This window comes from Salinarchaeum sp. IM2453, from assembly GCF_019693215.1.
Taxonomy (GTDB): Archaea; Halobacteriota; Halobacteria; order Halobacteriales; family Salinarchaeaceae; genus IM2453.
Window position 1 is genome coordinate 788,376 of sequence record NZ_CP081183.1, and the last position, 15,219, is coordinate 803,594.

General features: G+C 47.2%; 12 protein-coding genes. 5 read left to right on the forward strand and 7 right to left on the reverse strand.

The genetic code is table 11. The features are described from left to right. Window positions 1-20 precede the first annotated feature (20 nt). The 3 genes from K0C01_RS03695 to K0C01_RS03705 are packed head-to-tail and all read right to left on the reverse strand — an operon-like array spanning window position 21 to window position 1,462. Window positions 21-620 (reverse strand): DUF7411 family protein, encoded by a 600-nt coding sequence (locus K0C01_RS03695; protein WP_221170699.1) that lies wholly within the window; start codon window positions 618-620, stop codon window positions 21-23. After that, the gene (locus K0C01_RS03700; protein WP_221170700.1) at window positions 617-961 is read right to left on the reverse strand and encodes a DNA-binding protein; all 345 of its coding nucleotides are present in this window, start codon (window positions 959-961) and stop codon (window positions 617-619) included. Before K0C01_RS03700 ends, K0C01_RS03695 begins: the two co-directional genes overlap by 4 nt. A 45-nt stretch (window positions 962-1,006) precedes the next feature. Beyond that, window positions 1,007-1,462 carry a 30S ribosomal protein S19e gene (locus tag K0C01_RS03705; protein ID WP_221170701.1) on the reverse strand — a complete coding sequence of 152 codons (456 nt, stop codon included), beginning with the start codon at window positions 1,460-1,462 and terminating at the stop codon, window positions 1,007-1,009. Between the two features lie 131 nt (window positions 1,463-1,593). On the opposite strand from K0C01_RS03705, the gene thiL reads away from it, so the two are divergent. Continuing rightward, window positions 1,594-2,460: a thiamine-phosphate kinase gene (gene thiL, locus K0C01_RS03710; protein ID WP_221170702.1), complete on the forward strand. Its 867-nt coding sequence runs from the start codon at window positions 1,594-1,596 to the stop codon at window positions 2,458-2,460. Window positions 2,461-2,538: 78 nt separating this feature from the next. Here thiL and K0C01_RS03715 read toward each other — a convergent pair whose 3' ends face one another. Next, window positions 2,539-3,663: a site-2 protease family protein gene (locus tag K0C01_RS03715; protein WP_221170703.1), complete on the reverse strand. Its 1,125-nt coding sequence runs from the start codon at window positions 3,661-3,663 to the stop codon at window positions 2,539-2,541. 78 nt (window positions 3,664-3,741) lie between these two features. Next, a complete protein-coding gene (locus K0C01_RS03720; protein WP_221170704.1) occupies window positions 3,742-4,569 on the reverse strand; it encodes a molybdopterin synthase in 828 nt (275 codons plus the stop codon). Window positions 4,570-4,661: 92 nt separating this feature from the next. Between K0C01_RS03720 and pyrH the strand changes: the two genes are divergently transcribed. Both pyrH and lysS read left to right on the forward strand, forming a co-directional pair. Further along, a complete protein-coding gene (gene pyrH, locus K0C01_RS03725; RefSeq protein ID WP_221170705.1) occupies window positions 4,662-5,354 on the forward strand; it encodes a UMP kinase in 693 nt (230 codons plus the stop codon). Then, window positions 5,347-7,020: a lysine--tRNA ligase gene (lysS, locus tag K0C01_RS03730; protein WP_221170706.1), complete on the forward strand. Its 1,674-nt coding sequence runs from the start codon at window positions 5,347-5,349 to the stop codon at window positions 7,018-7,020. Before pyrH ends, lysS begins: the two co-directional genes overlap by 8 nt. A 1-nt stretch (window position 7,021) precedes the next feature. On the opposite strand, the gene K0C01_RS03735 is transcribed toward lysS, so the two are convergent. Then, window positions 7,022-7,555 (reverse strand): cob(I)yrinic acid a,c-diamide adenosyltransferase, encoded by a 534-nt coding sequence (locus K0C01_RS03735; protein ID WP_221170707.1) that lies wholly within the window; start codon window positions 7,553-7,555, stop codon window positions 7,022-7,024. A 93-nt stretch (window positions 7,556-7,648) separates the two neighbouring features. Between K0C01_RS03735 and K0C01_RS03740 the strand changes: the two genes are divergently transcribed. Continuing rightward, window positions 7,649-7,819 (forward strand): DUF7838 family putative zinc beta-ribbon protein, encoded by a 171-nt coding sequence (locus K0C01_RS03740; RefSeq protein ID WP_221170708.1) that lies wholly within the window; start codon window positions 7,649-7,651, stop codon window positions 7,817-7,819. Window positions 7,820-8,104: 285 nt separating this feature from the next. Here K0C01_RS03740 and K0C01_RS03745 read toward each other — a convergent pair whose 3' ends face one another. Then, window positions 8,105-9,877: an ammonium transporter gene (locus tag K0C01_RS03745; RefSeq protein ID WP_221170709.1), complete on the reverse strand. Its 1,773-nt coding sequence runs from the start codon at window positions 9,875-9,877 to the stop codon at window positions 8,105-8,107. Window positions 9,878-10,636: 759 nt separating this feature from the next. On the opposite strand from K0C01_RS03745, the gene gltB reads away from it, so the two are divergent. Then, complete coding sequence (gene gltB, locus K0C01_RS03750; RefSeq protein WP_255568431.1) at window positions 10,637-15,181, forward strand: glutamate synthase large subunit; 4,545 nt, start codon at window positions 10,637-10,639, stop codon at window positions 15,179-15,181. Window positions 15,182-15,219 lie beyond the last annotated feature (38 nt).

The following is a 15,219-nucleotide window of genomic DNA, read 5'->3' on the forward strand; positions in this document are numbered from 1 at the left end:
GGTTGAGAGGACGAAGATCGTTATTTGAGACCAGTCACAACAGTTTGATCGTGAGCAGGAAAGATGTCAGTGATTGCGACATCTGACCATTCATCGCGGATAATTGCTCGGAGTTCTGCCTCGTAGTCGGCGCGAGGGATATCTTCACTTGGACCAACGGTCACCTCAAGCGTTTGTGATACTAGATCATCCACAGCTGATCGTCCGAATCCGGAAAGTGGAGCGATATAATCAACATTGTATCGATCCTCAATACTCTGGGCTGCCGCCCGAGAAACAGTTGGAGCGCGATCATCACGGCGCGTGCCATCAGCAATCGCATCAAAGTCACGATCAGCAAGGGCCTCAAGGGCTTCGTCGTGGGCATGCTGAATTCCGTTGCGAGGATACCCATCATCGGTCATGATTTCAACAGCCGTCTCAGCAATCGATCGGTCAAGCTCAATCGCTTGGAATGAGCCAGGCAATTCAGCAGCTGCCGACTGTGCATGCTGCCACGCGTCAGTGATTCCAAAGTGAGTTGTTACAAGCGTAACGTCATAGAACCGATCAAGTAGCAATGCAGCTAGTGTGGAATCCTTACCTCCACTGTATAGAACACCAACTGTTGGGGTGGTCATCGGCGACGAATGTTAAACCCGTCATCGTCGGGTTTCAGTTCTTGGAGCAGTTCTTTCATCTGTTCTTCATCAATCTGGTCTTGTATCCGGCCACTTCGTGCGAGCGCAATGACTTGCTGTTCGACTTGTTTTGCGAACTCTGGTTTTGACATTTCAACCGTGTTAAGCCGCTTTCTGGCACCATCAGTCAGATGCTGCCGAAGTAGAGCCTGCTTCTGTGCTTCTGCCTGCTCCCGACGCGCTTGTTGAGCATCTCCTTGGTCATCTTGCGCCCGGTCACGGAGCTCTTCCATCTTTTTCTTGCGTAATTCTTCGATGTCATCATCAGGGCTGCCGCTCATACTTGTAGTATTGTATTGGCAGTGAAAAAACCGTTACGACAAATTCTATGCGTATCGCTCAAGCTCCGGACGGTCTAGATCCGCAATCACGTCAGCAGCAGTCTGGTCGAGAAGACTTTGGCCTTCCTCGGTAACAACTCGGCCGTATCCTTCTCGGGTTTCAACAAGATTTTCATCTTCAAGTTCCTGCAGTAGTGTTCGAATGATGTTTTTACTGCCGTCGACGCGGTGATCTGGAGCAACGCGATAACGGTTGGAGCCACCCTTGCTTCCTCCGTATGCCGTTGAAAGTCGTTCGACGCCAACTGGACCATCAGCAGCGACACGACGAAGCAGGCTTGCAGCACGGGTTGCCCAGAAGTCTTCCTGTTCTGGTGGCAGTTCTGTATCAACACCAGACTTGGTGTAATCTGCCCAGTCTGGCCGGTCGATTCGGTCTTCGAGTTCTTCGGCGAGCGCGTCAATCAGCGCGTCGGCCGGAGCATCATAGAATGTAGTCATAGCAGTTTCTACCCTTTCGGACCATTAAAGAGCATCGATAGCTTTTGATTCTGAAGCAACGCCGGAACTGACACGCTAAACAAATCTCTTCTTGCGGAGATATAAAGATGAACACGAATTAACATTGGAACATGGATGAGTCTGCTGCACTCGCTATGCTTGCTGAGAAACTAGAACATGCGGGAGATGATGCAGCTGTAATTGACAATCTGGTAATAACGACAGATATGCTGCATGCAAAAACCGATTTCCCGGATGGTGTTTCCCACTATACAGCTGGCTGGCGGTCAGTTGGAGCCTCTCTGTCAGATGTTGCCGCCATGGGGGCAACAGGGAAGGGGGCAGTTGCGGTATATGCATCTCCGGAATTTGACGAAGATGATCTTGGAGCATTTATTGATGGTGCTGTTACAGTGTGTGAGCAGGCCCAGACGGAGTACATTGGTGGTGACCTCGATAGACATGATGAATTTACTGTGGTATCCACGGCAATTGGAGAGACGGACTCACCTGTGTACAGATCCGGAGCGCAAGTTGGAGACAAGGTCTGTGTGACAGGCACACTGGGGAGAACAGCGGCAGCAATAGAATTATTTGAACAGGGCAAAACAACAACCGCAAACGAGCTATTTCAATTTCAGCCACGCATCGCTGCCGGAAAAATACTCGGGACGTATGCAACGGCGATGATTGACTCGAGTGATGGGTTAGCAAGGTCGGTCCACCAACTCGCTACTGCATCCGATTGTGGAATATCACTACAGTCAAGTGAGATCCCAGTTGCATCAGAACTACGAAGGACAGCAAGTGCAGACGAACGGTTACATCAAGCAATAACCTTTGGTGAAGACTTTGAGCTGGTATGTACAATTCCAGAAGAAGATGCAGACAAGGCGATTGAAAAAACACCAGTACCCGTATCTATAATCGGAGAAGTAACAGAGACAGGAGTTACTATTGATGATACCCCACTTGCTGATGAGGGATATACGCACTGAGGAAAGTCCATGTACAGGCGGTACAAGGCGACTGCCCCGGGGCTTGACCCCCGGGGTGAGTTCACGACGGATAAACGGTTATTGGACCTGAATTGGGATAGGTGCAAAGCATAGTGCTGCAAGAGCGAACGCAACAATGCCAATGATTTTTCTTTTCGGGCCAAGCGTGTCACTATCACGAACAGGATTAGCTGGACCAGCAAATGCAACAAGGAGTGCTAATCCTCCCCAGACAATCCAAACGAAGATACTCTGGAAAGCAACGTCATAAAAGAAGTACAGCACACCAGCAAGACCAAACAATGCACCTGGAACCAGCGACGCGATTGTTTCCTGGTACTCAGCCGCAAGTGCACGAACAATATGCCCTCCATCAAGCTGACCAACAGGAATCATGTTAAGGAAAGTAACAAACATACCAACCCATCCGCCGATAACAACAGGGTGAACCATCTTTGTAGGGTCCTCATAATACAACTGCTGGCCAGTTATCCACGCAAGAATTTCCATTAATGGAGGGTAGCCAAGTTCAATTTCGACTGCATTCTCGGCTTCGACAACCGTTTCTGGAACAGTGACAGGACCTAAAAACAATCCAATAGTCGTTACAATAATCGTGGCAATGATACCAGCGATCGGTCCAGCAACACCAATATCGAATAATGCACGTCGGTCTGGGATACGACCCCTAAGTCGAATAACTGCTCCCATTGTTCCAATCAATGTAGGAATAGGGATGAAATACGGCAGCGTTACATTCACACTGTGATATCGGCCAAGAACATAGTGACCGAGCTCATGAATACCTAATACGGTCAAGATTGCTGCCGCAAACGGCCAGCCACGCCAGATTTGTAGTGGCTCACTGGTGACATCAACATGGAACCACATTGCGCCAGCAAACAGAGTAGATAGTACTGTTAGGGAAAATAAGATAATATGAGTCCATGGAATACTGTTAGAGCTAGTCGGTTGTTTGGGGGTAACAACGAGAACATCTTCCCCGGTCCGTCTTGTATACTGGACTTCATATCCAGATTGTTCGAACACCGGCCAGAGATTTTCAACTATGTGATTTGGGGGGACCTGCGGAATCCCGTAATACAGAATCGCATCCTCGGTCTTATCGACATCATAAACATCAAACACTCCAGAGAGTTGGTCTGGAGAGGGGGGAGTATTAGACGACGTGGCGTCACTCATCAAGCATCAATAGCAACTGAACGTACATCAGTAATGCGATAGTTTTCCCACTGACACACAGATGGCTCAACATCACAGTCACGATGGCGTATCGTGTCGCCAGAATTCATCATCAACCGTGATTTCTTTTTTAAATATCGGGACTTCTTCTTTAAGCCGATCAATCCCATCCTCGACAGTATCGAACGCCTCTCGTCGGTGGCCTGCTAAGACAACAACATAGACAATATCATCTTCTGCTGGTATCGTCCCCGTCTTGTGATGAGCAAGAACACGATAGACCCCATCTCGGGATTCTAACTCAGAACAAAGTTCGGTAAGTCGATGCTCGGCTACATCTTCATATTTTTCAAATGTGAGATGTTCCGTCGGCGAATCTTCTGGGCCATCAAGGCGGCGAACACGGCCAGTAAAGGTAGCAATTGCACCTGAATACTCGGATTTTGTGGATTGCTTAATCCGATGAACAAGAGATGACAGAGTAATGTACGGCTCAGTGTCATGAAGCAACTCGGTGAGTTTCTTAACATCAACGCTATCGCCGTGGGATGCACGCATCAACGTTTTACCATTTCCTTCGCGTGATCCAAGCTCAACGTGTGGAATCGATGCCCAATGGAATCCCTCAACTAGAGCATAGTCATATGAAGGTGCCAGTTCATCGAGAGTTTCATTGAGTGAGCGGGTTTCACCGGTGGCAAACCAACCGTGCTCGTCAGCTAATCCGTACGTCGTCGTAGCGCCAGCGTCGCGGTGACGGGCAGTGTCTTTCTGTTCCGTATCGATATCCGGTTGGTGAGTACAGTGTTTGATTGTCGCTATCTGCCCATCGAGAGAATCCAGAAGCCGTTCAACTAGAAGTGTCTTCCCAGATTCAGATGGACCAGTAATGCCCAGAACGTACATGCTGTGCTATTGAGAACTGAACACACTTGTATACTCTGTAGCTGAGAAGACATGCGGTTAGTTTATACCTTCGACAGGGATACGCTTAGTCAATGAATATTGTTGTTTCTATTGGCGGGAGCGTACTTTCACCGGACGATCCTACACGGATTGCAAAACATGCGGATGTGCTCACGTCACTCGCAGAAAGCGGCCACCAAGTCGCCGCCGTTGTTGGTGGAGGTTCTCCCGCTCGGACGTACATTGAGACGGCACGGGAGCTTGGAGCAAACGAAATGAAACTTGATGAGATTGGAATTGCTGCGACGCGTCTTAATGCACGATTGTTGATTGCAGCTCTTGGCGATAAGGCTGTGCAAACGCCTCCGACAAGTTACGAAGAAGCAAGTTCAGGATTACAGCGAGGAAAAATTGTTGTGATGGGTGGTGTGGTCCCCGCACAGACGACAGATGCAGTAGGAGCGGCACTGGCAGAGTACATTAATGCTGACCTACTCGTATATGCAACATCAGTTGATGGCGTGTATACAGCTGATCCACGGGAAACAGAAGACGCAGAGTATATCTCTAAGTTGTCCGCAAGCGAGTTGATTGATATTATCGTCGATATTGAGATGAACGCAGGGGCTGGTGCCCCAGTTGACTTACTCGCTGCGAAGATTTTGCAGCGATCAGGATTGAGGGCAATTGTTCTCGACGGGACAGATCCAGCAAACATCGAACGAGCAGTTCAGAGCGGAGAACACACTGGAACAGAAATCACATCAGGATCAACAGATGTCTGAGCAAACAATTGGATTTAATGAACTTCCTGAAGAGTATAATCCGTACAGCATTGGGAGCAATACCCACCATGAATTTTGGGCAGATGCAGTAGCAGATGAGGTCGAAGCGAATGCAAAGAGTGAACCGATTGTAATCAAGGGTGGAATTTCACCGTCTGGAATCCCTCATTTGGGTAATGCAAATGAAATTGTCCTTGGTTATCTCGTTGCAGAAGTACTACGAGAACGTGGATATGAAGTGAATCAGGTGTTCACAGCCGATGATCGTGATCCTCTGCGAGGACTGCCAAGGAAGCTTGCTGATCTCGATGGTAATATCGTTGGTCTAGGTGATGTTGATGCAGGAGCACTTGGAAGAAACTTAGGCAAACCGTATACAGATATCCCAGATCCGTTCGGATGCTGTGACTCGTACGGCGCTCACTTCTCAAATTTGATTAGGGATATCGCCACGGATCTTGACATTCCAATTGAGCTCAAGTCAAATACTGAGCTGTATGAGTCAGGCGAATTTGAAGGACTGACTACAGACTTACTCAGAAACCAATCAACGGCAAGCGCTGTGTTATCAAAGTATCAGGATACGGTTGGGGATGATTACATACCGTTCAACCCAATTTGTACTAACTGTGGAAAGATCACAGAAACAGTAACGTCGATTGATATAGAGGCACAGACTGTAGAGTACGAATGTACCGATATTGAGGCAGGAGATCAGATAATAGAAGGTTGCGGTCATGTAGGCGAAGTGTCAATTCGAGATGGCAAGCTACCGTGGCGGTTTGAATGGGTTGCCCAGTGGAACCTGCTTAATGTAGATTTTGAGCCATTCGGAAAGGACCATGCAGAAGGATCGTGGCCAAGTGGTGTTGATATTGCAAAGAATGTCTTTGATTTTGAGCCACCAACGCCGATGGTTTATGAGTGGTTTACACTTGAGGACAAACCGTTCTCGTCATCAGAAGGCCACATTGTACTTGTATCAGAGGTTCTGGAACTAATCGAGCCAGAGGTGCTGTTGTACTTCTTCGCTAAAGATCCAACAAAGGCTCGTGATTTCTCGATTGAGCGATTAGACCAACTTGTCAATGAGTTCGATCGGATAGAGCGTATCGCACTCGGGAAACAAGATGCAGAAGAAGACGAAAAAGCATACGCAAAGCGAGTGTACCCGTTCCTTGTTGATACGGTCGAAGAAGATCGAATTCGGATTCCGTACACGTTTGCCGCTGTTCTTGGGATGACAGATGATCAAGAGATGCGCGAAGAGGTTGCTCGTCGTCAAGGACATATCCCAGAGGACGCCCCTGATTGGGCAGTTGAAGATGCACTGACACGAGTTGAACGTGCTCGGCAATGGGCAGAGCGAACAAACAATGAATATAATTATGAACTGAAACGAGAGTCAATGCCAGAAGTTGACATTGACGAAAAGACAGCTGTAGCACTTGATGAATTAGCTGCGTTCATTGAGACACACGATGATCCAGATGCAATTCAAGGTGCAATATTTGAGATTGCCCGTGATCATGATATCGAAGTGGGGGATTTCTTCACAACAGGATATCAACTGTTCTTCGGACTTGAAGAAGGGCCGAAACTTGGGCATTTCTTAGCAAAGCTTGACAAGCAATTTGTATTAAAACGGCTTCGACGAGAAGAATAGGTCAATACGTGGGTGATTCTTCTTCAACACCATCACGGCTGTTAACGACACGACCCAAGACAAACAGAAGATCTGATAGCCGGTTGAGATACACCATCGCTTGGTCATTGACCGGATTATCGGCTGCAAATGCAACAGCACGCCGTTCTGCACGGCGGCACACAGTCCGAGCGTAGTGCAGTTTTGATCCTGATTCACTGCCAGTTGGTAGAATGAATGACTGAAGTGGCTCAAGCGATTCTTCATGTTCATCGATCCATGATTCGATAGTATCAACATGCTCAGAGCGTATTTGTGGATCATCAGGTTCAGAATCCGGATTAGCAAATTCAGCTTGAAGGATGTGAAGATGATTCTGTACACTAGATAAGATGTCATCAATTTCGTCGTGCTCGGTTGGCCGGATTGTGCCGATAAGTGCATTGAGTTCGTCAACAGTTCCATATGCCTCAATGCGGGGACTTGTCTTCGAGATACGAGATCCGTCTCGGAGGCCAGTCATACCCTCGTCACCAGAACCAGTATAGATTTTCATACAAGATTGGAAGGGAAGCGTCCACTTTAGCGTTCGGACGAAAACCAAAAGGCAACCGTTATGTTGATAGGATATGAGAATACATAACAGTCAATGAGTCTTGAAACCCCAAAGTACTGTCCAGAATGTGATGAAGAACAAGATTTCTGGTTAAATGCACGAACATCAATTGAGTTGGGTGAAAAAAGCAAGTGGGAGTGTACAGAGTGTGGACACCAAGTTGTTGAGATAGAGGATCAAATCAGTTCTGTCTCACAAGCCTAGTTTTTGAGAGACAAAACATCAAAATAGTGTAATCCTGAGCCTCTGGCAAAGGACCCTGATATGATATGACATAACATCCATTGAAAGTGCAAAATACATTCACTATCACATATATGTGGAACAGGCTTTGGCGCGTTCTGGATAACGAAATCGTATTACCAACAACTGATTGATAAAAGAAGATAAAAAAGTCAAGTGCCTCGGGGGCAGGCCCCGTGGCATCCACTTCGTACCGCCTGTGAAGTATTCCGAGGCACGCTGCCTGCTCTTTCTGTAGAATCCGATTTAGACAGCGTCAGGGCCTGACTCTCCGGTTCGAATCTGATGAGCGTCGCTCACTGGAAGGACAAAGATTTTGCCATCTCCCGGATTACCAGTTTGAGCGTTACTAGCAATTGCATCAACTACGTCATCAACCGGGACATCAGAGACAACACATTCGATTTTTACCTTCTGGTGAAGGTCAACACTGTATGACTCTCCTCGCCACTGACTTGTAGAGGTGTCTTCCGACCCCCGTCCAGAGACATTCATGACGGTAAGGGAGGTAACCCCTGTGTCGATTAACCCCGCTTTGACATCACCAATGAGCTCGGGACGGATATATGCCATAACAAGGTGGATGTCTTCTGGGGTACCACCGTCTGTGCGAATTTCTTCGTCGGTATTGTACTCATCGATGTCGACAGTTTGGCCACCATCAGTCGCATATTCACGACCGAATTCAGGGTATGTTTCAACACCGTGTTCAGCGACGTCAAGGCCAGCTTGTTCATGATCAGGAGTAACGCGTGCCTGACCAATTGCTTTGAATCCACCCCAGACAAGAGCGGTGGCAATAACTGTCCAAGCAGTGATTACACTAATTCCGAGAATCTGTGGAACAAACTGTCCCGCATCGACAGAAAGGATTCCACCCGCAACAACACTGCTTCCGATTGCTGATCCTTCTGTCGAAAACAGAGGGAATAACAGCAGGCCTAATACACCTGCTGTGCCGTGGACTGGGAAGACAGCACATACATCGTCAATTTTGAGTTGACGGTTGACAAACCGAAACACAATCGGAAGATGCAGACCAGCTAGCAATCCGAGTGCAATTGCGCCCATTGGTGTAAGGAAGTTCGCTGGCCCAGTTACACTGACCAAACCCGCCAAAAATCCATTTGCTACATATAGTGTGTCGACTTTGCCGGTGAGATACCAAGCCATCAGTCCAGCACCGATACCTCCCATGCCCATTCCGATTGCTGTTGCCATTGCAACCCGTCCAACATATGCAAAGTCCCCGAGTTCAGCAGCCCCATCAAGGACAACGGGGGTAGCAGCAGTTCCAACGTTAAATCCAAACCACCCGAAGCTCAGGATCAATGTTCCAAGGACCGCAAACGTCATTGAGTGTCCCGGAATGGTGTTGAGACTTCCATCATCGTTGTAACGGTCCATGCGTGATCCAAGGACGTATGCTGCCGTCAGTCCAGCAATACCCCCGACTCCATGTACGACCATACCGCCGGCAAAGTCTTCAAATCCAAGGTCTGCGAGCAGGGGAGCTCCCTCAGGTGCATACCATACTAGTCCCGAAACAACCGGGTAGATGATCGCTGCCAGTAAGAATGTATACCCTACGTAAGCGCGTAATTTTGCTCTCCCAGCAACAGCACCAGAGACAATCGTGGCTGCAGTCATTGCAAAGACAGCACTGAATAACCACAGCACCCAACCATCGGCAGCAGCACTGGTTGCTTGGTCTGGATGACCATCGAACATCGTAAGTGCAGTGGTGTCTCCACCACCAAGTAGAGAGCCAACGTTGTTTGCGACGCCCATCCCGATCAAGAAGAAAACAACAATTCCAACGGCCCACGTGAGCATGTTCTTTGTCAGTTGGTTGGCGACATTTTTGGAGCGGACTTGTCCCGCTTCCAGCATTGCGAAACCTGCGTGCATGAAAAAGATGAGGAAGGTGACAACGAGTGCCCAAACAAGATTTACTCCATCAATAGCCGCTTGAAGATCTCCAGTCGTAACCGCCGGCAAAATCAAGCCCTCAATCATATTTTCCCCCTATAAAATTTGAAAGATTATTCGTTACCGATGCCTGCAAACATTTGTTTGCTATTTTTCCGATTTGTGATGCATTCATAATATCCTGTGCAATTTCAGAAAGCAAATCATAACTACAAAAGGATTTGTGTTGTCAAATGGTCATAAATAGACATATTATCAGAGAAACGTACAAAATATGATTTTCCTTATATTGTATTGATATATCGAATATACACTTGCTAAGCAATAATTGCGCCAAAATTGGAAGTGTTAAGAATACATTTTATCGAAATTATACATGATCACAGACGGTTCCATAGAATTGATAAATATCAAATCTGCTCTTGCGGGAAGAAACGAAGGATACAGAGCCTAAGAACTCCGAATAACCAAAAAAGAGCCTACTACAGGGTGGATTACATTAAAAAGCGATCTGAGACAGAATCAGAAACTGAACAAATGCAAAAAAGCAACTGTGTACCCGGATTTTAGGAAGAAAAACAGTAGTATTTCCGCTAATATCGTAGCTAGATGAATAAATAAAGCATCACATATATATCTTGGTCAATCAAAGCCTATTAACTTACATTTGGCATCAATTGTGTTGACAAAAGCATTTATATTGGACATACACAAATTACATGTTGACGGGGGGCTTGGTGCTTTAGTAGTGGTAATACTGTTAATATATATCCCCTTATATGCACTTATAATACCCTTTTTCATTCAGGGAATAGTACTTATTGGTCCAGTACTCAAAGGTGTATGATGACAACGCGACACACGAAGTCAATGTCGTCTTCTTCAGATCGGCTTGCAGATCCCGACGCAGTACATGCAAACTGCGGGGTCGGGATGGTTATGGATCTAGACGGGGGCCGGTCACACGAAATTTTATCAGATGGATTGCGCCTTTTGGAAAATCTTGAGCATCGTGGAACGACAGGAGCCGAAGAATCGACCGGCGATGGAGCTGGGGTATTATTACAGCGTCCGGATGCTTTTTTTGCAGACATTATCGACAGAGAACTTCCGGACATGTACGCTGTGGGAATGATTTTTTTCCCGCAAGAAGAGTCAGCACGGCAGGCAATAGAAGAAGAAGTTGAGCAAATAGTATCAAGTCACGGACTCCAGGTGTTTAACTGGCGAACTGTACCAACAGACAATTCGACATTAGGGGACACGGCTAAGGAAGCTGAGCCGGTGGTTCGTCAGTGCTTTGTCAGACCAAAACAAGAGGTAAAAAACCAAGAATTGCCAGCATATGAAGCATTTGACAAAGCGCTATATGTTGCACGACGTGATATCGAAAACAATGTTGAGGAGAAACAACTAGAGGGACACGAACGATTCTATGTCTGTTCGCTGGATAGGGAAACGATTGTCTACAAAGGACTTTTAAAAAGCACACAACTCACTGAATACTACCAAGATCTCAGTGACACTCGGCTACAGACAACGTTTGCCTTGGTCCACGCACGGTTTTCAACAAATACGCTTGGTGCGTGGCACCTGGCTCATCCATATCGAAGGATCATCCATAATGGTGAGTTCAATACTATACAGGGTAACATCAATTGGATGCGAAGTCGAGAAACGGATCTCGATGTGCCAACGTTTGATCAAGAAGAAACAGAGACAATCAAACCGGTCATTGACGATCCAGGACAGTCTGATACAGCATCAGTTGATAATGTTATCGAGCTACTATTGAAAAGCGGCCGATCACTTCCACATGCATTGCGGATGCTTGTTCCAGAGGCATGGCGTGGTAGTGAGCTGATGGACGAAGACCGGAAGGATTGGTATGACTATCACGCATCCCTTATCGAGCCATGGGATGGACCGGCACTTGTGTGTGGAACCGATGGTGATCGTGTTGGAGCAATTCTTGATCGTAATGGTCTACGACCATGTCGTTATGATATCACCACAGATGATCGAGTGATCATGGCAAGTGAGGCAGGCGCGTTAGAGCCAGACTATGGAGAGATCAAAGAGCGTGATCGGTTACAACCGGGACAATTGTTCTTGGCAGATCCTGAAGAAGGACGAGTAATTCCCGATGAGGAGGTATTTGAAGAGCTTATTGATCCAAAATACAAAGAATGGGTTGAAAGCCAGCAGGTGACATTGGCAGACGCAAACGGAAAAGCCGGCAAAGAGATCGGTGATATTGAATCACTCCGGTCACGGCAGGCAACATTTGGATACAGCCACGATGAATTAGAAAATCTCATTGAGCCGATGATTGAGACGGGAAAAGATCCAGTCGGTTCGATGGGAGATGACACTCCGCTATCGGTTCTTTCAGAGTATAATCGGCCGCTATCATCGTATTTCAAACAGCTATTTGCTCAGGTTACAAACCCGCCGATAGACTATCTCAGAGAGGAGTGTGTAACATCGCTCGAAACACGGCTAGGATCACAGCGGAACCTGTTGGAGGAAAGTCCTGAACATGCAAATCAACTGGTTCTCGAGTCACCAATTCTGACCAACGACGAATTAGCGACAATCAAAGATGTTCAACAAAACGGCCTGAAGAGCAAAACTGTCGATATTACCTTTGATCGAGAAACAGACATGAAGACGGCCGTTGAACGCGTTCGCGCAAAAACTAAAGCAGCAATCCAGGAAGGAAATGATATAGTTGTGCTATCGGACCGGAAGATGGATGCTGATCGACTTCCGATTCCGGCACTGTTAGTAACAGGGGCTGTACATCACTATTTGGTTCGACAAGGATTGCGAAACGATGCCGGAATTGTGCTTGAGTCTGGTGATCCAAGGACCGTACATCAGTTTTCAACACTGATTGGATACGGTGCTGGAGCGATAAATCCATATCTTGCGTTTGATACGCTTGCTGATCTCTCCAAAGACAGGAGTGAAGCAAGCATTGAGCAAGCCGCTAAAAATTATGTCAAAGCAATCGAGAAGGGAATCCTCAAGACAATGTCAAAGATGGGGATTTCAACCGTCGAAAGTTATCGTGGAGCGCAGATTTTTGAAGCTGTAGGCCTCGATTCAGACTTTGTTGCAGAGTACTTTGAAGGAACAACAGCTCGTACCGGGGGCATCGGTATCGAGGAAATAGAGCGAGATCTTTGGGATCGACATAATCAAGGATGGAATAAAGCTGAGATCGACCGATATGGCGAGTTTGAATTTAGATCCGGAGGTATCCATCACCAGTGGAACCCACAGACAGTCGGGGCACTACAACGAGCTGTACGTAACGGTGATTACGAGACATACAAGGAATTTGCAAGCGACATCAATGAGCAGGAAGATACGTTGCAGACATTACGAGGGCTACTGGAGTTCAACACCGATGAGCGTGAGTCAGTACCAGTCGAAGAAGTAGAACCTGTTGAAGACATTGTTACGCGATTCTCGACCGCTGCGATGTCACTTGGGTCAATTTCCCCGGAAGCACATGAAAATAATTCAATTGCGATGAACCGAATTGGGGGAAAATCTAACACCGGCGAGGGCGGTGAGCAGCAAGAACGGTTTGGAACAGAAAAAGAATGTAATGTGAAGCAAGTAGCTTCCGGACGGTTTGGTGTTACTGCAAAATACCTTTCCTCCGCTGAGGAACTTCAGATTAAAATGGCTCAAGGATCCAAGCCAGGAGAGGGTGGACACCTGCCCGGAGAAAAGGTCAATCAAATGATCGCAGAGGTGCGACATTCGACGGAAGGAGTGTCCCTGATTTCACCACCACCATTGCATGATATTTACTCGATTGAGGATCTGAAACAGCTAATTCATGACCTCAAAGCAGCGAATCCAGATGCAGACATCAACGTAAAGTTGGTTTCTGAAGATGGGATTGGAACGATTGCCGCTGGAGTTGCAAAAGCAAATGCGGATGTCGTGCATATCTCTGGCCACTCAGGCGGGACTGGGGCCAGTCCGCGAACGTCAATAAAGAATGCAGGACTACCTTGGGAGCTTGGACTTGCTGAGGCCCAACAGATGTTAGTCGAGACAGAATTACGCGACCGAATCAAAGTCGCTGTTGATGGGGGATTAAAGACAGGACGAGATGTTGCGATTGCAGCTCTGCTGGGAGCAGAAGAATACGTTTTCGGAACTGCCTCACTCGTCACGTCCGGATGTGTTATGGCACGACAGTGTCATGAAAACACATGTCCGACGGGAGTCGCAACGCAGCGGGAAGACTTACGGCGGCGGTTCCCGGGCGAGCCAGATAATGTCATTAACTACATGACATTCATTGCGGAGGAACTCCGGGAAATCATGGCGGATTTGGGCTTCAGATCAGTAGACGAAATGATCGGTAAGGTTGATTTACTTGCCCAGCGGGATAATATCGACCATCCGAAAGCAGAGAATGTCGATTTATCAGCAGTGCTTGCAGAGCCAAATGGTTCTCAACGAAGAAAGATTCGTGAACAGTCTCATGAAATCGATGGTCAATTAGACTACGAATTAATTGAGCAAGCAACGCCAGCAATTGAAGAGCAGACACCAGTCTCAATTGAAGCACAAGTAACAAATCAAAACCGAACTATTGGTGCCACACTCTCAAACAAAATTACAAACGAGCATGGGGCAGAAGGGCTACAGGAAGATGCTATCTCAATTTCAACAGAAGGAACAGCTGGGCAAAGTTTTGGGGCATTTCTGACCTCAGGCGTCGCAATTCATCATACTGGCTCAGCAAATGATTATGTCGGTAAGGGACTTTCCGGCGGTAAAATATCAGTGACAACGCCTCCAGAGACTCCGTATGATCCAGCAGAGAATACTGCAATTGGTAATGTCGCACTGTATGGAGCAACAAGCGGGGAGATGTACATCAACGGACGAGCTGGTGAACGATTTGCCGTCAGAAATTCAGGGACAAAAGCAGTTGTAGAAGGCGTCGGAGACCACGGCTGTGAATACATGACTGGTGGAGTCGTTGCCATTCTGGGAGATACTGGACGAAATTTTGCTGCGGGAATGTCTGGTGGAATTGCGTATGTACATGACCCAGAGAAGACGTTTAAACAGAAAGTGAATAGAGAGATGGTGACAGTTAAAACAGAGTTGTCTGAACGGGATCAACGGATGCTACATCGACTAGTTGAGAACCACGCAGGATACACTGGCAGTGAAAAAGCTGAGACGATACTCAACAACTGGGAGTCAGCAATTGAAGACTTTGTTGTGGTTATCCCAGAAGCATACCAGCGTGTGCTAGCTGAGCGCGATGTGACAGATGTTCGAGAACAGCTACCAAGCAGTGTTTCCACATCAAACAACTCTAGTCCAGCACCAGCAGATGACTAACTGAGTCCATTGTCTTTCCCCCTCGCAACTGCTGTAAT

Coding starts and splice junctions, on each gene's coding strand:
- K0C01_RS03700 (WP_221170700.1), bottom strand. CDS start 961: ATGAGCGGCAGCCCTGATGATGACATCGAAGAATTACGCAAGAAAAAG.
- K0C01_RS03720 (WP_221170704.1), bottom strand. CDS start 4,569: ATGTACGTTCTGGGCATTACTGGTCCATCTGAATCTGGGAAGACACTT.
- lysS (WP_221170706.1), top strand. CDS start 5,347: ATGTCTGAGCAAACAATTGGATTTAATGAACTTCCTGAAGAGTATAAT.
- gltB (WP_255568431.1), top strand. CDS start 10,637: ATGACAACGCGACACACGAAGTCAATGTCGTCTTCTTCAGATCGGCTT.
- K0C01_RS03705 (WP_221170701.1), bottom strand. CDS start 1,462: ATGACTACATTCTATGATGCTCCGGCCGACGCGCTGATTGACGCGCTC.
- K0C01_RS03715 (WP_221170703.1), bottom strand. CDS start 3,663: ATGAGTGACGCCACGTCGTCTAATACTCCCCCCTCTCCAGACCAACTC.
- K0C01_RS03695 (WP_221170699.1), bottom strand. CDS start 620: ATGACCACCCCAACAGTTGGTGTTCTATACAGTGGAGGTAAGGATTCC.
- thiL (WP_221170702.1), top strand. CDS start 1,594: ATGGATGAGTCTGCTGCACTCGCTATGCTTGCTGAGAAACTAGAACAT.
- K0C01_RS03745 (WP_221170709.1), bottom strand. CDS start 9,877: ATGATTGAGGGCTTGATTTTGCCGGCGGTTACGACTGGAGATCTTCAA.
- K0C01_RS03740 (WP_221170708.1), top strand. CDS start 7,649: ATGAGTCTTGAAACCCCAAAGTACTGTCCAGAATGTGATGAAGAACAA.
- K0C01_RS03735 (WP_221170707.1), bottom strand. CDS start 7,555: ATGAAAATCTATACTGGTTCTGGTGACGAGGGTATGACTGGCCTCCGA.
- pyrH (WP_221170705.1), top strand. CDS start 4,662: ATGAATATTGTTGTTTCTATTGGCGGGAGCGTACTTTCACCGGACGAT.